At 72.2% G+C, this 19,426-nt stretch carries 19 protein-coding genes; 10 read left to right on the top strand and 9 right to left on the bottom strand.

The window, feature by feature from the left end; genetic code table 11:
- Positions 1-82 precede the first annotated feature (82 nt).
- Positions 83-1,273 (top strand): acyl-CoA dehydrogenase family protein, encoded by a 1,191-nt coding sequence (locus tag ACFV6X_RS19325; RefSeq protein WP_385385013.1) that lies wholly within the window; start codon positions 83-85, stop codon positions 1,271-1,273.
- 35 nt (positions 1,274-1,308) lie between these two features.
- Here the strand turns inward: ACFV6X_RS19325 and ACFV6X_RS19320 are convergent, their stop codons facing one another.
- Positions 1,309-1,746, bottom strand: a complete 438-nt coding sequence (locus ACFV6X_RS19320) for a cell division protein SepF (RefSeq protein WP_365448244.1) — start codon at positions 1,744-1,746, stop codon at positions 1,309-1,311.
- A 335-nt stretch (positions 1,747-2,081) separates the two neighbouring features.
- Between ACFV6X_RS19320 and ACFV6X_RS19315 the strand changes: the two genes are divergently transcribed.
- From ACFV6X_RS19315 to ACFV6X_RS19305, 3 genes are all read left to right on the top strand, one after another.
- Positions 2,082-3,236: a DUF5685 family protein gene (locus ACFV6X_RS19315; RefSeq protein ID WP_385385010.1), complete on the top strand. Its 1,155-nt coding sequence runs from the start codon at positions 2,082-2,084 to the stop codon at positions 3,234-3,236.
- 617 nt (positions 3,237-3,853) lie between these two features.
- A complete protein-coding gene (locus tag ACFV6X_RS19310) occupies positions 3,854-4,759 on the top strand; it encodes a S1 family peptidase (RefSeq protein ID WP_385385007.1) in 906 nt (301 codons plus the stop codon).
- 439 nt (positions 4,760-5,198) lie between these two features.
- Positions 5,199-6,281 carry a S1 family peptidase gene (locus tag ACFV6X_RS19305; protein WP_385385004.1) on the top strand — a complete coding sequence of 361 codons (1,083 nt, stop codon included), beginning with the start codon at positions 5,199-5,201 and terminating at the stop codon, positions 6,279-6,281.
- Between the two features lie 73 nt (positions 6,282-6,354).
- On the opposite strand, the gene ACFV6X_RS19300 is transcribed toward ACFV6X_RS19305, so the two are convergent.
- Positions 6,355-6,495, bottom strand: coding sequence for a hypothetical protein (locus tag ACFV6X_RS19300; protein WP_385385002.1), 141 nt, complete (start codon positions 6,493-6,495; stop codon positions 6,355-6,357).
- Positions 6,496-6,693: 198 nt separating this feature from the next.
- Between ACFV6X_RS19300 and ACFV6X_RS19295 the strand changes: the two genes are divergently transcribed.
- On the top strand, positions 6,694-10,293 hold the full coding sequence (locus tag ACFV6X_RS19295; RefSeq protein ID WP_385384999.1) for a DNA polymerase III subunit alpha: 3,600 nt from the start codon (positions 6,694-6,696) through the stop codon (positions 10,291-10,293).
- Positions 10,290-11,264, top strand: a complete 975-nt coding sequence (locus ACFV6X_RS19290; protein ID WP_385384997.1) for a hypothetical protein — start codon at positions 10,290-10,292, stop codon at positions 11,262-11,264. Before ACFV6X_RS19295 ends, ACFV6X_RS19290 begins: the two co-directional genes overlap by 4 nt.
- Positions 11,265-11,280: 16 nt before the next feature.
- On the opposite strand, the gene ACFV6X_RS19285 is transcribed toward ACFV6X_RS19290, so the two are convergent.
- Entirely contained in the window at positions 11,281-11,655 is a 375-nt protein-coding gene (locus ACFV6X_RS19285; RefSeq protein ID WP_385384995.1) for a cupin domain-containing protein, read from the bottom strand.
- Between the two features lie 102 nt (positions 11,656-11,757).
- Here ACFV6X_RS19285 and ACFV6X_RS19280 point away from each other — a divergent pair, with 102 nt between their 5' ends.
- Positions 11,758-12,201, top strand: a complete 444-nt coding sequence (locus tag ACFV6X_RS19280) for a MarR family winged helix-turn-helix transcriptional regulator (protein WP_385384992.1) — start codon at positions 11,758-11,760, stop codon at positions 12,199-12,201.
- 146 nt (positions 12,202-12,347) lie between these two features.
- Entirely contained in the window at positions 12,348-13,211 is an 864-nt protein-coding gene (locus ACFV6X_RS19275) for an esterase/lipase family protein (protein ID WP_385384990.1), read from the top strand.
- A gap of 64 nt (positions 13,212-13,275) precedes the next feature.
- On the opposite strand, the gene ACFV6X_RS19270 is transcribed toward ACFV6X_RS19275, so the two are convergent.
- Positions 13,276-14,334: a lytic polysaccharide monooxygenase gene (locus tag ACFV6X_RS19270; RefSeq protein WP_385384987.1), complete on the bottom strand. Its 1,059-nt coding sequence runs from the start codon at positions 14,332-14,334 to the stop codon at positions 13,276-13,278.
- 184 nt (positions 14,335-14,518) lie between these two features.
- Positions 14,519-14,662: a hypothetical protein gene (locus ACFV6X_RS19265; RefSeq protein ID WP_385384984.1), complete on the bottom strand. Its 144-nt coding sequence runs from the start codon at positions 14,660-14,662 to the stop codon at positions 14,519-14,521.
- A gap of 139 nt (positions 14,663-14,801) precedes the next feature.
- On the opposite strand from ACFV6X_RS19265, the gene ACFV6X_RS19260 reads away from it, so the two are divergent.
- Positions 14,802-15,431 (top strand): class I SAM-dependent methyltransferase, encoded by a 630-nt coding sequence (locus tag ACFV6X_RS19260; protein WP_385384981.1) that lies wholly within the window; start codon positions 14,802-14,804, stop codon positions 15,429-15,431.
- 3 nt (positions 15,432-15,434) lie between these two features.
- On the opposite strand, the gene ACFV6X_RS19255 is transcribed toward ACFV6X_RS19260, so the two are convergent.
- Positions 15,435-15,950 (bottom strand): DUF402 domain-containing protein, encoded by a 516-nt coding sequence (locus ACFV6X_RS19255; RefSeq protein ID WP_385384979.1) that lies wholly within the window; start codon positions 15,948-15,950, stop codon positions 15,435-15,437.
- Positions 15,931-16,857, bottom strand: a complete 927-nt coding sequence (locus ACFV6X_RS19250; RefSeq protein ID WP_385384976.1) for a GNAT family N-acetyltransferase — start codon at positions 16,855-16,857, stop codon at positions 15,931-15,933. The genes ACFV6X_RS19255 and ACFV6X_RS19250 overlap by 20 nt, the downstream gene beginning before the upstream one ends.
- Before the next feature lie 86 nt (positions 16,858-16,943).
- Here ACFV6X_RS19250 and ACFV6X_RS19245 point away from each other — a divergent pair, with 86 nt between their 5' ends.
- A complete protein-coding gene (locus tag ACFV6X_RS19245) occupies positions 16,944-17,333 on the top strand; it encodes a GntR family transcriptional regulator (RefSeq protein ID WP_385384974.1) in 390 nt (129 codons plus the stop codon).
- Between the two features lie 34 nt (positions 17,334-17,367).
- On the opposite strand, the gene ACFV6X_RS19240 is transcribed toward ACFV6X_RS19245, so the two are convergent.
- Positions 17,368-18,141, bottom strand: coding sequence for a DUF72 domain-containing protein (locus tag ACFV6X_RS19240; RefSeq protein ID WP_385384971.1), 774 nt, complete (start codon positions 18,139-18,141; stop codon positions 17,368-17,370).
- A 37-nt stretch (positions 18,142-18,178) separates the two neighbouring features.
- On the bottom strand, positions 18,179-19,273 hold the full coding sequence (locus tag ACFV6X_RS19235) for a DUF5925 domain-containing protein (RefSeq protein WP_385384968.1): 1,095 nt from the start codon (positions 19,271-19,273) through the stop codon (positions 18,179-18,181).
- Positions 19,274-19,426: the final 153 nt, after the last annotated feature.

Raw genomic sequence — 19,426 nt, 5'->3', positions numbered from 1 at the left:
GGGATGGTTGCTCCGCGACACAGGGCGTCGTAACGTCGGCCCGAGTCCGTGACTAGCGCTGCTAGTTTGAGCTGCCCGGAGGATGCCCGTGTCCCCGAAACCGCCCCCCTTCGACCCGTCGGATCCGCTCGGGATCGACGACCTGCTGGAGCCCGAGGACCTGGCCGTCCGGGACACCGTGCGCAGCTGGGCCGAGGAGCGCGTGCTGCCCTTCGTCGCCGAGTGGTACGAGGCGGGGGAGCTGCCCGGGATCCGGGAACTGGCCAAGGAGCTCGGGACCATCGGCGCCCTCGGTATGTCGCTCAGCGGGTACGGGTGCGCGGGGGCCAGCGCCGTGCAGTACGGCCTCGCCTGCCTGGAGCTGGAGGCCGCCGACTCCGGGATCCGGTCGCTCGTGTCGGTGCAGGGCTCGCTGGCGATGTACGCCGTCCACCGGTTCGGCTCCGAGGAGCAGAAGCAGCGCTGGCTGCCGGACATGGCGTCCGGGGACGTCATCGGGTGCTTCGGGCTGACCGAGCCCGACCACGGGTCCGACCCGGCCTCGATGCGGACGTACGCCAAGCGTGACGGTGGCGACTGGGTGCTCAACGGGCGCAAGATGTGGATCACCAACGGGTCCGTCGCCGGGGTGGCCGTGGTGTGGGCGCAGACCGAGGACGGGATCCGCGGGTTCGCCGTGCCCACGGACGTCCCCGGGTTCTCGGCGCCCGAGATCAAGCACAAGTGGTCGCTGCGGGCGAGCGTCACGAGCGAGCTGGTCCTCGACGACGTGCGGTTGCCCGCCGATGCGGTACTGCCGGAGGTGTCCGGGCTGCGGGGACCGCTCAGCTGTCTGTCGCACGCGCGGTACGGCATCGTGTGGGGGGCCATGGGGGCGGCGCGGGCCAGTTTCGAGGCCGCCGTGGACTACGCGAAGACCCGGGAGCAGTTCGGGCGGCCCATCGGGGGGTTCCAGCTCACCCAGGCCAAGCTCGCCGACATGGCGGTCGAACTGCACAAGGGGATCCTGCTCGCCCATCACCTGGGGCGGCGGATGGACGCGGGGCGGCTGCGGCCGGAGCAGGTCAGCTTCGGCAAGCTCAACAACGTGCGGGAGGCCATCGACATCTGCCGGACGGCCCGGACGATCCTCGGTGCCAACGGGATCTCCCTGGAGTACCCGGTGATGCGGCACGCGACCAATCTGGAGTCGGTGCTCACCTATGAGGGCACCGTCGAGATGCACCAGCTCGTGCTGGGCAAGGCGCTCACCGGACTCGATGCCTTCCGCTAGCCCCCGCGGGGGCGGCTCCGGTGAGCGGCCCTGCCTCAGCTCTGGTTGAAGAACCCGTCCGTCCGGTGGGCGGCGGGGTCCCCGTTGACGATCTCCGTGTCGGAGGGGGTCAGCAGGAACACCCGGTTGGACACGCGGTCGATCGATCCACGCAGCCCGAAGATCAGGCCGGCCGCGAAGTCCACCACGCGCTTGGCGTCGGCGGCTTCCATCGCCGTCAGGTTCATGATGACCGGGACGCCGTCCCGGAACAGCTCGCCGATGGCACGGGCGTCCCGGAAGCTGTCCGGAGTCACCGTGGCGATCCGGCGCTCCTTCTGCTCGGCCGTGTCCGCGGCCACCTTGACCCGCGGGTCCGTGACCCAGGCGTCGCCGGACTCGGTCCCCTCGGAGTACTCGTCGTCGTAGTAACGCTCGTCATCGTTGTCGTCGACGAGGCCGAGCCACGCACTCGCCTTGCGCACCGATCCCATGGACGCCTCCTCTCACAGCAATCCTTCTTGCTTTCCGCATCCCTATGGTCATCCATGATGCGGACGGCGCGCCAAGTGGATAGACGCCGCGCGGGGGGTTTGTGACGGTACTGGTGCACGGCGGATACGTCGAGAGCCCGGATACCCCAAGGGTGTTGCCATACACAGCTGCTGACTGTGAGTGAAATATGATTCTTACTGGCGTATGGGTGAGCGGCGGGGCGTACGGGTGAACCGGAGCGGTCGAACCGATGTGAAAATCGGCCGATACGAAGAAGTGCCCGACGTCGATACGATGCCGCCGCTCAACATCGCGCGTATCACGGGGGGTCGACATGTTCGGAATCGTCAGGCCGTGCCGGCACCGGCTGGGAGAGCGGCTCAAGACCGAGTGGATGGCGCATTTGTGCGGGCTGTGTCTCGCGCTGCGCAGCGACCACGGGCAGTTCGCGCGCGTGGTCACCAATTACGACGGGCTGCTGGTCTCCGTTCTGACGGAGGCTCAGGCGCTCGCGCGGGACGGCGGAGAACTGCGGCGTACGGCCGGGCCGTGTCCGTTGCGCGGAATGCGGAGCGCGTCCGTGGCCCAGGGCGAGGGGGCACGGCTGGCGGCCGCCGTCTCGCTGGTGCTCGCCTCGGCCAAGGTGCGTGACCACGTGGCCGACGGGGACGGGCTGCTGGCCCGGGCGCCCGTGGCGCTCGCCGCCCGCCGGGTGGCGGACCGGTGGGGGCGTGCCGGGGCCCGGGGCGGGGCCGGCGTCGGCTTCGACACGGCGGTGCTGGTCGACGCCGTGGACCGGCAGGCAGGCGTCGAGGCGCTCGCCGGGCCCGGGACGCCGATCCTGACGGTCACCGAACCGACGGAGACCGCGACGGCCGCCGCCTTCGCCCACACCGCCGTTCTGGCCGGACGGCCGGGCAACGCCGAGCCGCTCGCCGAGGCCGGGCGGCTCTTCGGACGGCTGGCGCATCTGCTGGACGCCGTGGAGGACCGGGAAACTGACGCCGCGTCGGGTGCCTGGAACCCACTCACCGCGACGGGCACCTCGCTCACCGAGGCCCGCCGGCTCGCCGGAGACGCCGTGCACGGGATCCGGCTCGCGCTGCGCGAGGTGGAGTTCTCCGACGGGCGGCTGGCGCACCGGCTGCTCGTGCACGAGCTGCCCGCCTCGGTCGACCGCGCCTTCGGCACCGCCTCGTGCGGGCACCGGCCCGAGCTGGCCGGTCCCTACGCCCCACCCGGCGGTCCCGGCGGGCCGCTGCCGCCCCGGCCACCGCGCCGCGACCGGCGCGGGCTGCTCGCGGGGTGCCTCGTCTGGGCAGGCCTCGCGTGTACGTGCCAGATGTGCTGCGGCGAGTACGAGGACCCCTGGACGCGGGAGCCCAAGGAGGGCCTCTGCCACCGTTGTGACGACTGTTCCGACTGCTGCGACGGCTGTGACTGCTGCGGGAACTGCTGCGACGGCTGCTGCTGCGACTGCAACTGCTGACCCGCGGAAAACGGATCCGGCCTACCGGCCCCGCTCGCGCTCATCGCCACCACCGGCTCGGCGACCATCCGGAGGGGCGACTTCCGGACATCCCGGGTCCTGCGCGGCCGACGGCGGCGGCCCAGCGTGGTGTGCGGCGGGCGCGGGCTCGCGGTCCGTCCGTGAACAAGCCTGGAGTGTACGCGACTTCTCCCCGGGCGCGAGGCGCGTCGGCGGGGGCCAGGGCTCGGCGGTGAGTCGGTCTTCGTGCTGGACGGGGAGCTGTCGCTTCAGGTGTCCGTGCGGGAGGACGACTCGTCGTGAGCGGTGTTCGCGGACGTCGGCAGCGGGAGAAAGGGCAGGCGCGTCGCTGCCCCCGTGCGCCTTCGTCGACCACTTCAGCTGCGTGATCCGACGGCTTCCGGCGGGGGGGACGGCGGGCCCATTCTGATCCATCGTTCAAATGTTGACGGCCGAAAGGCGCCCTTGCGCCCGTCGGCCGTGCGGCCGAATACTCCCCCTCAGCGCTTGTCAGGGGCACGACGGGTTCGGAATCCGGACACCGATGCCGCTGGCTGCGCCTCACCGGGCCCCGACCCCACGCGGGCCCCCTACTTCCCATGTGGAGGAAACGAAAAGTGAGGATCAAGCGCACCACCCCCCGCAGCGGAGTCGCGAGACGGACCCGGCTGATCGCCGTTTCCGCCGGCCTCGTGGCCGCAGCCGCGTTCACGGTCCCCAGCGCGAACGCGTCCGACACTCCCACCACCTTCAGCGCCGCCGAGCTCAAGGGCGTCAGCGGCTCCGTGCTGGAGGCCGACGTCCCGGGTACCGCCTGGGCCGTCGACAGCAAGACCAACCGGGTCGTCGTCACCGTCGACAGCACGGTGTCGCAGGCCGAGATAGCCGAGATCAAGCGGCAGGCCGGTGGCGACGCCGACGCGCTGACGATCAAGCGCACCCCGGGCACGTTCAACAAGCTCATCCAGGGCGGCGACGCCATCTATGCGAGTAGCTGGCGCTGCTCCCTCGGCTTCAACGTCCGTGCCGGCAACGGCACCGAGTACTTCCTGACCGCCGGGCACTGCACCGACGGCGCGGGTACCTGGTACTCCAACTCCGGCCGCACCACGGTCATCGGCTCGACCGCCGGCTCCAGCTTCCCGGGCAACGACTACGGCATCGTGCAGTACTCCGGTTCCGTGAGCCGGCCGGGCACCGCCAACGGCGTCGACATCACCCGTGCCGCCACCCCGAGCGTGGGCACCACCGTCATCCGTGACGGTTCCACCACGGGTACGCACAGCGGCCGGGTCACCGCCCTCAACGCGACCGTGAACTACGGCGGCGGCGACATCGTCTCGGGCCTCATCCAGACCACGGTCTGCGCCGAGCCCGGAGACTCCGGCGGCCCGCTCTACGGCAGCAACGGCGTCGCCTACGGTCTGACCTCCGGCGGCAGCGGCAACTGCTCCTCCGGCGGCACGACGTTCTTCCAGCCCGTCACGGAGGCACTGAGCGCGTACGGAGTGAGCGTGTACTGAGCTCCTCGCCGATGACGGTCGTGGGCGGCCGCGCGTCGTCCGTGGCTCGTCGCGCAATTCCCCGCAGCCCTTAGGGGCATTGGTTCGGTCGACCATCAAGTGAGCCCCCGCACGCGATTCGCGTGCGGGGGCTCACCCCTGTCCGGGGTCCGACCGGATCCGGCCCGAGGGGCGATTCCAAGACAGGACTAGACCTCACGGACCGACACAGGTTACTCGCCCGTAGTGTTTGCAGTGCGAAGAACCCCGGTGCTGACCGTGAACAGTCAAGGCTGTGCAAGCGGTAAGGGGCGCACGTCAGTTGTCGTACGCGCGTCCTGAAGTCGACCTTGTGTGCTCCCTGTGGCTCTAGGAATAGTGGTCGCCCAGTCCACAGACCTTCTGATCCGGTAAGGCCCCCACAGCCTCACCGGATCAACCCCCCACAGGAGGACGTGAGTTGAAGCACCGACGCATACCCAAGCGGCGGGCCGCCGTGGTAGGTGCGGGCATCACCGCACTGGTTGCCGCGGGAGTGACCTTCCAGAGTGCGAACGCCAGCGAGACGCCGGCCACCCCGGAGGTCAAGACGCTGTCGGCCCTCGCGGCCGGAAAGCTCGCCTCGACGCTCGGCCAGGACCTCGGCACCGACGCCGCGGGCACGTACTACGACGCCAAGGCGAAGAGCCTCGTCGTGAACGTGCTCGACGAGGCCGCCGCCCAGCTGGTGCAGGAGGCCGGCGCCAAGGCGAGAATCGTCGAGAACTCCCTCGCCGAGCTGAAGAGCGCGCGGACCACGCTCAAGCAGGACGCGACCATCCCCGGCACCGCCTGGGTGACCGACCCGACCACCAACAAGGTCGTGGTCACCGCCGACCGCACCGTCTCCGCGGCGGAGTGGAAGAAGCTGAGCCAGGTCGTCGAGGAGCTCGGCGGCACGGCCGAACTCCAGCGGTCGAAGGGGGAGTACAAGCCCTTCATCGCCGGTGGTGACGCGATCACCGGTGGCGGCGGTCGCTGCTCGCTCGGCTTCAACGTGGTCAAGGGCGGCGAGCCGCACTTCCTGACCGCCGGGCACTGCACCGAGGGCATCTCCACCTGGTCCGACTCGGCCGGCACCGTCATCGGCGAGAACGCGGACTCCAGCTTCCCGGACAACGACTACGGTCTGGTGAAGTACACGGCCGAGGTCGACCATCCGAGCGAGGTCAACCTCTACAACGGCTCGACCCAGCAGATCTCGGGCGCGGCCGAGGCGACCGTCGGGATGCAGGTCACCCGGAGCGGATCGACCACGCAGGTGCACTCCGGCACGGTCACCGGCCTGGACGCCACCGTGAACTACGGCAACGGCGACATCGTCAACGGCCTCATCCAGACCGACGTCTGCGCCGAGCCCGGCGACAGCGGCGGCTCGCTCTTCTCGGGCGACAAGGCGGTCGGCCTCACCTCCGGCGGCAGCGGTGACTGCACCTCCGGCGGCGAGACGTTCTTCCAGCCGGTGACCGAGGCGCTGTCGGCGACCGGTACGCAGATCGGCTGATCCCGCCGCGTAGCTCGTGCTTGTGCGAAGTCCCGTCCCGCGCGCGAGGGGCGGGACTTCCGCATGTGCCCGTTCACCGCTTCGGCCAGTGCCACAGCGGCTCGTCCAGGGGGCCTTCCCGGCCCGCCACCTCCGTCTGCCCGCAGGCCGCCCTCCTGGGCACGATCAGGCGGCGCAGGGAGCGGTAGTTCTCGACGGCCAGAGTGCGGATCATGCGTCCAGGCTGGCAGACGGGTCTGACAGCGCCCGGCCCCTGCCATGTCCCCACCGTCCTGCGGAGCGCGTTTCCGCAGGTGAGGCATGCTCGAACGGATGTCGCACAGATGTTCGGAAATTGGTCTATGGTGGGGGTGGGAGAGTTGGGAACTGATGTTCGAGAGCTGGTTCGGGCTCGCGAGTGCGGGAGGTGCGTGTGCCGGGTTTCACGCATCTGCACACCGTCTCCGGGTTCTCCCTGCGGCACGGCGCCTCGCACCCGGAGCGGCTGGCGGAGCGCGCCTCCGAGCGGGGCATGGACGCCCTCGCGCTCACCGATCGCGACACGCTCGCCGGCTCCGTCCGCTTCGCCAAGGCCTGCGCGAAGGCGGGCGTCCGTCCGCTGTTCGGGGTGGAGCTGGCGGTGGCGGAGTTCGAGCCCGAGCGCGAGCGCGTGCGGCAGGACCGGCGACGCCGCGCCCCCGTGCGCGGGGGTGCCTTCATCGACGAGTCGACACCGCGCGTCACCTTCCTCGCCCGGGACGGCGCCCGCGGCTGGTCAGGCCTGTGCAGAATCGTCACTGCGGCGCAGCAGGGCGAGGGCACGCCCCTGCTGCCCTGGGCCGCCCACCACGCCGACGGCCTCACCGTCCTGCTCGGCCCCGACTCCGATGTCGGCCGCGCCCTCGCCGCGGGCCGCCCGGACCGCGCCGCGAGGCTCCTCGTGCCCTGGCGGGAGATCTACGGCGACGCCCTGCGCCTGGAGGCCGTCTGGCACGGCCGCAAGGGCACCGGCCCCGGCTCCCTGCGCCTGGCCGCCCGTACCGTCGGCTTCGCCGCCGAGCAACGTGTGCGGCCGGTGCTCAGCAACGCCGTCCGCTACGCCGACCCCGGCATGGGCCCGGTCGCCGACGTCCTGGACGCCGCCCGCCGCCTGGTGCCGATCGACCCGGCCAAGGAACTGGACTCCGGCGAGGCCTGGCTGAAGGACGCGGATGCCATGCTCGGGGTGGCGGAGCGGGTCGTCGAGGCCGCGGGTTTCCGGCGGGACACCGCGCACCGGCTGCTGGAGCAGACGCAGGCGACCGCCGCCGAGTGCCTGGTCGACCCCGAGGACGACCTCGGCATCGGCACCGTCCACTTCCCCGAGCCGCACCTGGTCGGCGCGGGCCGGCGCAGCGCCCAGCGGGTGCTCGCCTCCCGGGCGGTGGCGGGGATGGTGCGGCACGGCTACGCCGGCCGGCGCGCTTATTGGGAGCGGATGCACGACGAGCTGGACATCATCGCCCACCACGGCTTCGCCTCCTACTTCCTGACCGTCGCCCAGGTCGTCGACGACGTGAAGGACATGGGTATCCGGGTCGCCGCGCGCGGCTCCGGCGCGGGCTCCCTCGTCAACCATCTCCTCGGCATCGCCCACGCCGACCCGGTCGAGCACGGGCTGCTGATGGAGCGCTTCCTGTCCAAGCGTCGCCTGGTGCTGCCCGACATCGACATCGACGTGGAGTCCGCGCGCCGGCTCGAGGTCTACCGGGCGATCATCGACCGCTTCGGTGCCGAGCGGGTCGCGACGGTCGCGATGCCGGAGACGTACCGCGTCCGCCACGCCATCCGTGACGTGGGCGCGGCCCTGTCCATGGACCCCGCCGACATCGACCGCATCGCCAAGTCCTTCCCGCACATCCGCGCGCGGGACGCCCGTGCCGCCCTCGACGAGCTGCCCGAGCTCAAGCGGCTGGCGGGTGAGAAGGAGCGCCACGGGAAGCTGTGGGAGCTGGTCGAGGCCCTGGACGCCCTCCCGCGCGGGGTCGCGATGCACCCGTGCGGTGTGCTCCTGTCCGACGCCTCCCTGCTCTCCCGTACGCCGGTCATGCCGACCAGCGGCGAGGGGCTGCCCATGTCGCAGTTCGACAAGGACGACGTCGAGGACCTCGGGCTGCTCAAGCTGGACGTGCTCGGGGTGCGGATGCAGTCGGCGATGGCCCACGCGGTCACCGAGGTGCAGCGGGCGACGGGGGAGCGGATCGACCTCGACGCGGTCCGCGACGGCGATCCGGAGACGTACGGCCTGATCCGCACCGCCGAGACGCTGGGCTGCTTCCAGATCGAGTCGCCGGGGCAGCGGGACCTGGTCGGGCGGCTGCAGCCGGCCACCTTCCACGATCTGGTCGTCGACATCTCGCTCTTCCGGCCCGGGCCGGTCGCCGCCGACATGGTGCGGCCGTTCATCGAGGCGCGGCACGGGCGGGCGCCGATCCGCTATCCGCACCCCGATCTGGAGGGTCCGCTGAAGGAGACGTACGGGGTCGTCGTCTTCCACGAGCAGATCATCCACATCGTCGACATCATGACCGGCTGCGGGCGCGACGAGGCGGACCGGGTGCGGCGCGGGCTGTCGGACCCGGAGTCGCAGGGGCGGATCAAGGTGTGGTTCGCCCAGCACGCGACGGCGCGCGGATACGACCCGGAGACGATTCGGCGGACCTGGGAGATCGTCGAGGCGTTCGGCTCGTACGGCTTCTGCAAGGCGCACGCCGTCGCCTTCGCCGTACCGACGTACCAGTCGGCGTGGCTGAAGGCGCATCACCCCGCCGCCTTCTACGCGGGGCTGCTCACGCACGACCCCGGGATGTACCCGAAGCGGCTGCTGCTGGCGGACGCGCGGCGGCGGGGGGTGCCGATCCTGCCGTTGGACGTGAACAAGTCCGGGGTCGCACACAGGATCGAACTGGTGTCTGAATCGAAGGTGTGGGGACTCCGGTTGGCCCTCTCGGACGTGCACGGCATCAGCGAGGCCGAGGCGGCGCGGGTCGCGCACGGGCAGCCGTACGCCTCACTGGTGGACTTCTGGGAGCGGGCGCGGCCCAGCCGGCCGCTGGCGCAGCGGCTGGCCCAGGTCGGTGCCCTGGACTCGTTCGGCGCCAACCGCCGTGACCTGCAACTGCATCTGACCGAGCTGCACCGGGCCGCCCGGAGCGGGGGCGGGGCCCAGCTCCCGCTGTCCGGCGGGCGGCAGACCGCGCCGGCCGGGCTGCCCGACCTGTCCGCGGCGGAGCGGCTCAGCGCCGAGCTGGGGGTGCTGTCCATGGATGCCTCGCGCAATCTGATGGACGACCACCGCGCGTTCCTCGACGAGCTGGGCGTGGTGTCGGCGCGGCGGCTGCGCGATGCCCGGCACGGCGAGACGGTGCTGGTCGCGGGTGCCAAGGCGGCCACGCAGACGCCGCCGATCCGGTCCGGCAAGCGGGTCATCTTCTCCACGCTGGACGACGGGACGGGCCTGGTCGACCTCGCCTTCTTCGACGACTCGCACGACGCCTGCGCGCACACCGTCTTCCACTCCTGGCTGCTGCTGGTGCGCGGAGTGGTGCAGCGGCGCGGGCCGCGCAGCATCAGCGTGGTGGGGGCCGCCGCCTGGAACCTCGCCGAACTGCAGGAGGTGCGCCGGGAGGAGGGGCTGGAGGGCGTCGCGGTCCGGCTCGCGGACGCGCGCGGCACCGGTCCCGGGTCCGACGGGGACGGCGACGGAGAGGGCCCGGCGCGCCGCCGGGTGGCCGGCTCCGACGGGCTGCCCGCGCCGGCCGGCTCCGCGGCCCGCGACCCCATGGAGGGCCGGAAGGGAGCCGGGGAGAGCCGGCGGGAGACGGAAGGGGCGGGAGGGACGGAGGACGCCGGGGACCGGGAGGGTTCGAGGGACCGGAAGATCCGTATGCCCACGGGGTACGAGATGCACCCCTGGGCCGATCTGCGCCCCGCGGGCGAAGGGCCCGCGGTGGGAAGGAAGTTGTGGCACCAGAGCCCGGGGAGTGCGGGATGACCATCCTCTGCGTACGTTTCCAGCTGCCGCCGATGTCCGAGGCGGCCCTGCCCCGGTTGCTGGGGCTGCTGGAGGAGTTCACGCCGGTCGTCGAGGCGTTGCCGCCGGACGGGGCGCTGGCCGACCTGCGGGGCGCCGAGCGGTACTTCGGGCGCGGCGCGGTGGAGCTCGCGTCGGTGATCCGGGTGCGGGCGCTCGCCCGTCACGGGGTCGACTGCGCGATCGGCGCCGGGCCCGGACCGCTGCTCGCCCGCGTGGCGCTGCGGTACGCCCGACCCGGCGTGACCTGTGTGGTGCCCGAGGAGCCGGACGCCATCGCCGAGTTCCTCGCCGACAAGCCCGTCGCCGTACTGCCCGGTGCCGGGACCGCGACCGCCCGCACGCTGTGCGAGTACGGCCTCGACACCCTCGGTCGGGTGGCCGGCGCGCCGCTGTCCACGCTCCAACGGCTGATCGGCGCGAAGGCGGGCCGGGAACTGCACGAGAAGGCGAACGGCATCGACCGCGGGCGGGTGGTCCCGAACGCCGTGTCGCGGTCGCTGGCCGCCGAGCGCCCCTTCCCGCGCGACGAACTGGACCCCGAGCGGCACCGCCGCGCGCTGCTGTCGGCCACCGAGGAACTGGGCACCCGGCTGCGCGCCGTGGAGAAGGTCTGCCGCACCCTGACCCTCACCGTCCGCTACGCCGACCGCTCCTCGACCACCCGCAGCCGCACCCTCCAGGAACCGACCGCGCACTCGCCGGCGCTGGCACGGGCGGCGTACGGGATGTACGAGGCGCTCGGCCTCCAGCGGGCCCGGGTCCGTGCGATCGCCCTGCGCGCGGAGGGGCTCACGTCCGTCGAGCTCTCCTCCCACCAGCTGACCTTCGACCCCGTGGACGAGAAGGTCCGCCGGATCGAGGAGGTCGCGGACCGCGTGCGGGCGAAGTTCGGCCCACGGGCGGTGATTCCGGGGTCGCTGGCGGCGTAGATCCTTCGCACGTCGTTCAGTTGGCCCAGGGCGGGGCGATGCGGGTGCCGTCGGCGAGCTCCGCCTCCAGGCCGAGGGACGTGGTGACCCAGGTGACGGCGGGCCGGTCGGCCGGGTTCTCGACGGCGAAGGTGGCACCCCGGTTGATGATCACCGTGTCGCCCGCGGTGATCCGGGTGGACTCGCCGTCGAGGGTGACCAGCAGGTCGCCGGTGAGCAGATGGAGGACCTCCTCGCGAGTCACGGTGTGGGCCGGGGCCCGGGTGCCCGCGGGGATCTCGCCGCGCCAGGCGCAGAGCTCCTTGCTGCCGGTGCGGGGGGTGGCGTACGAGACGAAGCGGACACCGTGCAGGTCGTGGGCGACGGTTTCGGACGAGCGGACGACGGGCATGGGTGACCTCCGGTCGGATGATGGTCAAGCTGCTTGACCATCTGGGCAGTCCTTATGGTCAAGCTGCTTGACCGAATCGTCAAGGGTGTTTTGAATGCCCTCGTGCAGAACTCCGAGGCCCTGTCCCTGTCCTTCGCCCTGCTCGCCGCCGCCGGTGAGCTGACGCGGCGCATCAACGACGGTGTCGTCGCCCGCGGTTTCGAGGGGCGGCCGGTCTACGGCTTCGTGTTCGCCCGGCTTGCCCCGGACGGGGCGACCGCCACCGATCTCGCCACGCATCTCGGGGTCACGAAGCAGGCCGCCAGTCAGCTCGTCGACGAGCTGGTGCGCAAGGGGTACGTCGTACGCCGGCCGCATCCGGATGACGCGCGGGCGCGACTCGTCGTGCTGACCGGGCGGGGGTGGGAGTGCGCGCGGGCCGCGGAGGAGGCGGCCGCGGAGGCCGTGCGGGCGTGGGGGGAGCTGCTCGGGGAGGCCGAGGTGCGGGCGCTGGGACGGCAGTTGCTGCGCGTCGCGCCCCACGGGCCCGTCCGTCCCTCCTGGTGACTGGTTATCACTGGAAGTTTTTACTGACGCGTAACTTCCCCCTTGAACTACTCACCCGTAACTTGACGGGTGAACAGCATCCTCGTGATCCGGGTCACAGGGCGTAAGGCCATCGCAACTCCCTTGAGCCGCAAGGAGATCACCCGATGCTGCCCTGGAAACGACTGCTCAGACCCGTGGTCGCGCTGCTGCTGACCGCCACCGTGGCCACGCTTCCCGCCGCCACCGCCCAGGCCGCCACCAGCGCCGTCAGCAGTGGCTGGAACGACTACTCCTGCAAGCCCTCCGCCGCCCACCCCCGCCCCGTCGTCCTGGTCCACGGTACGTTCGGCAACTCCGTCGACAACTGGCTGGGACTCGCCCCGTATCTGACGAGCCGCGGCTACTGCGTCTTCTCCCTCGACTACGGCCAGTTGCCCGGCGTCCCCTTCTTCCACGGCCTCGGCCCCATCGAGAAGTCGGCCGGACAGCTCGACGCGTTCGTCGACAAGGTGCTCGCCGCGACCGGCGCCGCCGAGGCCGACCTCGTCGGCCACTCCCAGGGCGGCATGATGCCCCGCCACTACCTCAAGTTCCTCGGCGGAGCGGCCGAGGTGAACGCCCTGGTCGGCATCGCCCCCGACAACCACGGCACGACCCTGTCCGGCCTCACCCGACTGCTGCCCTACTTCCCGGGCGCCGAGGACCTGCTCTCCACCACCACCCCGGCACTCGCCGACCAGATCGCCGGCTCCGCCTTCCTCACCCAGCTCAACGCGGGCGGCGACACCGTGCCCGGCGTCCGCTACACGGTCATCGCCACCAAGTACGACCAGGTGGTCACGCCGTACCGCAGTCAGTTCCTGAACGGGCCGGACGTGCGCAACGTGCTGCTCCAGGACCTGTGTCCGGTCGACCTGTCCGAGCATCTGGCGATCGGGCTGTTCGACCGGATCGCCTTCCACGAGGTTGCCAACGCCCTTGATCCGGCGCGGGCCAGGCCGACCACCTGCGCGTCGGTGTTCAGCTGACGCCCGCGCCACGACGCCGGGGCCCGACCGGCCTGAGCCGCCGGTCAGGCCCCGGAGTACCGGATCAGCGGCCGTGCCGGCCGCCGCTCGCCGCCCGCCGGCGGACCGACGCGAACAGGGCCGCCGAACCGAGCGCGAGCGCGGCCGCGCCGCCGACGGCGATGTACGTGGTGCCGCTGTCGCCACCGGTCTCGGCGAGGTTCTCGGTGGCCCCGGCGGCCGCGACCCGCGGCTCGTTGGCCGTGCGGGCGTCGTCCGGGCCGCCGTCCTGTGCGGCCCGCTCCGCGGACGTGCCGGCGTCGTCGTCGCCGTGGCCGTGGTTCTCGACGGTCGAGTGCTCGGCGCCGGCCTCGATCTGCTCGTCGCTGGGGGCGGAGGCGCTGGGGGCGGGCGCGGCCGAGCCGTCGTCGCCGCTCTGGCCGCCGCCCTCGCCGTCACCGGCGTCGGTGCCGGTGCCGGTGTCCGTAGCGGTGCCGCCTCCGCTGCCGCCGCCGAAGCTGACGTCCGAGCAGGAGTAGAAGGCCTCCGGGCTGTCCGAACGCTGCCAGACCGCGTACAGGACGTGCTTGCCGGAGCGCTCCGGGAGCGTGCCGGAGAACGTGTAGAAACCTCCGGACGCGGCGGGGTCGGTGACCGTCGCCACCGGGTTCGCCAGGTCCAGGTCGTCCCAGCCGAGCGCCTTGGCGGAGTCGAAGCCGGGCTTGGTGACATAGACCTTGAAGGTGCCCTTGTGCGGGGCGGTCACGCGGTACTTGAAGGTGTAGGACCCGCTGCTCACGGATGTCGCGGGCCAGTCGGCGCGGGGCAGGTCGAGGCCCTTGAACGCCTCGTTGTTCGCGCTGCACAGCTTGCCGTCCGGGATGAGCGCCTCGTGCTGCCCGGCCGCGTTGCCGATGCGGATGCCGTTCCAGTCGTACAGCGCCTGGGTGCCGCCCGCCGCCACCGCCGCCTTGCACGCCTGCGAACCGGGGCTCTCCGGCCCCTCCGCGTAGCACTGCGAGACACGGCTGACCGGGTCGCCCATCGAGCCGTGCGCGGACGCGGGCGCGGTGGACAGCACGGTCAGGGCGAGCGGGGCGATGCCGACGGTGGCGACGGTGGCGGCCTTGCGGCGTGCGGGCATGGGGGAACTCCTCGTAGCGGTCACCTGAACGGATCCCGGGACTCGATCCCGAAAGGGATCCCGTGGGGGGCGTTCAGAAGCTAGCCCGAAGAGACCGCGAAATCGCCTGCTGAAGGCGGTGGAAGGAGATCCTTATGGTCCCTTTAAGGGACCGCTCAGACTGCGCTGAGGTAGGTGCGGCGGGTCAGGAGCAGTTGGCCGGCCACCAGGTGCGGGCGATGTCCTTGCGCACCTCGGGCCGGCGTTCGTAGGTGGGCTCGTCGGCCTCCTCGCGGAGTCTTCGTGAGTCCGTCTTCCGCGGGGGCTTGTGCACTGTGACTCGGCGCATGGCTGCCTCCTTCAGTGCCTACCGTGTTCCGCGTTCTCGCGGAGGTAGACCATTTCGGGGAGAGTTCCTCATCGCTGCCGATATGTCTGTGGCGGCCGTCACCATTCGGCTGTCAGTGGTGGCTGTCACCCTGTGGGGCGTGACGGATCACAGGGTGGATCACAGCCATGGGCTGACCTCGGCGGACGGCGTGGACTGGGACGCGCGGGCCGCCGCCTTCGACGACGAGCCGGACCACGGGCTGCGCGATCCCGGGGTGCGGGACGCCTGGGCGCGGCGGCTGCGCTCCTGGCTGCCGGGCGCGCCCTGCGACGTCCTCGACCTCGGCTGCGGCACCGGCAGCCTGTCGCTCCTCGCGGCCGAGCAGGGACATCGCGTCACCGGCGTCGACCTCTCCCCGGCCATGGTGGATCTGGCCCGGGCGAAGCTCGCCGGACGGAACGCAGTGTTCCTGGTCGGTGACGCGGCGGCACCGCCGGTGGCCCGGCGGCGGTTCGACGTCGTGCTCGTACGGCACGTGCTGTGGACGCTGCCGGATCAGGGCGGGGTGCTGCGGCACTGGCGGGGGTTGCTGCGGCCGGGCGGACGGCTGGTGCTGGTCGAGGGCGTCTGGGGGACAGTCACGCCGGTGGGCCTGGCCGCCGGCCGGCTGCGGGAGCTTCTCGCGCCGCTCGCCGGGTCGGTGCGGGTGGAGCGGTTGTCGCAGGACGCGGCGCTGTGGGGGAAGGCCGTGGACGACGAGCGGTACGCGGTCGTCGCCCTGACGTGACGTTCAGATGCCGAGCAGGGCCTCGAAGCCGTCGCCGCGGGCCAGGGCCTCCAGTTCGTCCAGAGCTGCCACGGCCGCGGCGGCCGCCTCCGGGTCCGACGCGGTGAGGCCGCTCTCGGCGAACTCGTCCTCGTCCAGCCGGCGTACGTCCGTGCCGTCGGCCGAGCGCCACAGGTCCAGGTCGAGGTCCTCGACGACCAGCTCGGTGCCGGAGAACGCCGCCGGGCGGGCGATGTCGCAGTACCAGCCCTTGAGCACGCCGGCCGGGTCGCGGACCTCCATCACGGCGTACCAGCGGTCACGCCAGTAGTACTCGGTGAAGACGTCACCGGGCTCGAAGCGCACGAAGCCGAAGTCGCGCACGCCGGCGCCCGCGAAGGGGGCGCGGACCACGATCCGGATGCCGTCGTCCTGGAGCAGTTCGGCCGGGTACCGGATCTTCGTCCGGCCGGCCTTGAGCAGGACGACGTCCACCAGGGTGCCGGGCTCAGCCTCAGGTTCAGCCGACTTGCCGGGCATGGCGCACCTCCGTCGCGCAGATGTCGTACCCGAGCCACTTGTTGATCGCGAGCATCGGGCCGTTCCCGGTGTCGTTGCCCGTGAACGCCTCCGTGTACCCGGCGGCGCGGGCGCGGTGCAGGGAGGCGTTCTTCGCGAGCTTGGCCAGGCCCCGGCCGCGGAAGGCACGGGCGGTGCCGGTCATGGCGGTGCTGTAGCGGGTGCCGTCCGTGTAGGCGACGCTGAAGGCGGCCGGACGGCCGTCGACGACCACGACCGAGGTCAGTGAGAGGTCGAGGAGCGGGTGCTTCCAGGTCTCCTCGATCCATGCCTCGTAGTCGGTGAACTCCGTGTCGATGTCGCTGGGTTCGTCGGACGTCGTCTCCGCGTCCAGTGCGAACATCGGCCGCGGGTCGTCGGCGTAGTCGGCGGCCGTGCGCAGTTCGACGCCGGGCTGCGGGTCCTGGAGCGGTGGCAGGGTGCCGTGCGCCAGGTCCAGGCGGAGGAAGTGCGCGGAGCGGCTCGCGCGGTAGCCGTGCCGCTCGGCGAAGGCGCGGTTGGCGGGCCCGTCCAGTACCCAGGAGAAGAGCTTGGTCGCCCCGTGGGCCGCCAGGTGCTCCTCGGCCGTGCGCACGAGCAGCGAGCCCGCGCCGTGCCGGGTCCGCTCCGGGTGCACGTAGACGTTCAGCGAGCCCTGGCCCGGCTCCGGGCTCTGGTGCGCGAGGCTTACCTGCGCGGTCCCGATCACCTCGCCGTCCAGCTCCGCGACGAGGGAGCGGAAGTGGGCGTCCGGATGGCTCCGGGCGACGTGATGGACGACGGACTCCGGGCTGACCAGGAGGAACGGCAGGGCGAGCCGGCGGACACGGGCGAAGCCCTCGATGTCGGCCCGGACGTCGGTGCGGAGGTCGCGCACGATCACTGTCATGGGGGCGCACGCTACGCGGGCGGAGGCGACGGACGCCTCTCATTTTCCTGCCGCTCGATGTCCCGCAGGTGCGGGAGAATCGGGCCGTGACCTTGAAGATCCACATTGATGAGGGCGCCGCGGAGGCGCCGTACGAGCAGGTTCGGGCCCAGATCTCGACGCAGGCACGGTCGGGGGCGCTGCCGGTGGGGTACCGGCTGCCGACGGTTCGGGGGCTGGCCGAGACGCTGGGGCTGGCCGCGAACACCGTGGCGAAGGCGTACCGGGCACTGGAGACGGACGGCGTGATCGAGACCCGGGGGCGCAACGGGACGTTCGTCGCCGCGGCGGGGCCGGCGGCGGAGCGGGAGGCGGCGGGGGCCGCCCAGGCCTACGCCGAACGGGTGCGCAGGCTGGGGCTCGGTGCGGAGGCCGCGCTGGACGCCGTGCGGGACGCGTTGCGTGCGGCGTACGAGGAGCGGGAGCCGAGGGGCTGACCTGCTTCCGCGCTCACCCGGGCATCCGCCCGCCTCACCGCCGTGTCACTGGCACCCCGGGCGTCCGCGTCACCCTGCGCCCCGCCCGCCCCGCCAGCTCCGCGAAGGCCACCGCGTCCTCCACCGCCGCCCCGCCCGGGTCGTTGTTGAAGTACGCGAACACGTCGTGGTCGTCGGGGAAGGCGGCCGTGATGCGGTGCAGCCAGGTCTGGAGGGACTGCCGGCCGTAGTGGGGCCAGGGCCGGGCGCGGCCCTGGTGGAAGCGGACATAGCCCCAGCCGGTGGTGCGCCACAGCGGCGTCGCGGGGCGGGAGCGGACGTCGGCCCAGCACAGGGCCGCCCCGCGGGAGCGCAGCACCTCCTCCACCTCCGGCGTCCACCAGGAGTCGTGCCGCGGTTCGACCGCGATCCGCGTGCCCGGGGGGAAACAGGCCAGGCAGGCGTCCAGCAGCCCGGGATCCGCGCGCAGGTTGGGCGGGAGCTGGAGGAGGACCGGACCGAGACGCCCGGCGAGCCCGGACGCGTGGGTCATCAGGCGCCGCACCGGCTCCTCGGGGTCCTTCAGACGCTTGATGTGCGTCAGATAGCGGCTGGCCTTGACCGCGACCACGAAGTCCGGCGGCACCCGGTCGCGCCACGCCTCGAAGTTCTCCCGCGTCGGCAGCCGGTAGAACGCGTTGTTGATCTCGACCGTCGCGAAGCCGGCGGCGTACTCCTCCAGCCACAGCCGCATGGGGCAGCCGCCCGGGTACAACAGCCCCCGCCAGTCCTTGTACTGCCAGCCCGACGTGCCGACGAACAGGGTCATACGTCCATCAAAGCACCGGCCTGGACCGGGCGGCCCGCTACAGGTACAGCCCCGCCTCCGAGCCGCCGCGCGGCTCCGGCAGCGCCGTCGGGGAGGTGCCCCGGCGCAGCGCGTACAGCTCGGCCAGCGTCGCCCCCTCCCGGCCGACGCCCTCCTCGGTGCCCAGCCAGCTGATCGCCTCGCGCCGGGTCAGCGGCCCCACCTCGATGCGGGCCAGGCAGCGGCCGGGGCGGACGACGGCCGGATGCAGGCGCTCCAGGTCCTCGTTGGTCGTGACGCCGACCAGGACGTTGCGGCCCTGGCCCAGCAGTCCGTCCGTCAGGTTCAGCAGCCGCGACAGCGCCTGTCCCGCCGTGTGCTTGGCCTCGCCGCGGATCAGCTCGTCGCAGTCCTCCAGCAGGAGCAGCCGCCACCGGCCCTTGCCCGCGGCGTCCTCCTCGCCGATCGCGATGTCCATCAGATAGCCGACGTCGCTGAACAGCCGCTCCGGGTCCAGGACGCAGTCCACCTGGCACCAGTCCCGCCACGAGCGGGCCAGCGTCCGCAGCGCCGAGGTCTTGCCGGTGCCCGGCGGGCCGTGCAGCAGCAGCAGCCGGCCCGCGATGTCCTCCGGCGTCGTCTTCATCAGCCGGTCCATGGTCTGCGCGACCGGCTCGGTGTAGTTGGCGCGCACCTCGTCCCACGTGCCCGCCGAGATCTGCCGCGTCGTACGGTGCGGGCCGCGCCTGGGGGAGACGTACCAGAAGCCCATCGTCACGTTCTCCGGCTGCGGCTCGGGCTCGTCCGCCGCGCCGTCCGTCGCCTGGTCGAGGACCTTCGTGGCCAGGTCGGCGCTGGTCGCGGTCACCGTGACGTCCGCGCCCCGGTTCCAGCGGGAGACCAGCAGCGTCCAGCCGTCGCCCTCCGCGAGCGTGGCGCTGCGGTCGTCGTCGCGGGCCACGCGCAGCACGCGCGCGCCCGACGGCAGCAGCGTCGCCCCGGAGCGGACCCGGTCGATGTTCGCCGCGTGCGAGAACGGCTGCTCGCCCGTCGCGAAGCGGCCGAGGAACAGCGCGTCGACGACGTCGGACGGCGAGTCGCTGTCGTCGACGTGGAGCCGGATCGGCAGAGCGTCGTGTGGGTTAGCAGACATGCCGCCATGATCGGGCACACGGGCGCCCCGTGCACCCGCTTTCCGTGGTGCGCGCGGAGTGTCGGCCGTGCGCCCCTCGTTCCGCTGTGCCCCGGTACATCCGGTTGCCGGGTCGTACATGTGCGACATCTGCCCCAACCCCGGTCCCCGCGG

Source organism: Streptomyces sp. NPDC059861 (assembly GCF_042731435.1).
In the GTDB taxonomy this organism is placed as follows: Bacteria; Actinomycetota; Actinomycetes; order Streptomycetales; family Streptomycetaceae; genus Streptomyces.
Note: the sequence above shows the minus strand (reverse complement) of the source record. Positions and strands in the feature narration are given on the sequence as shown.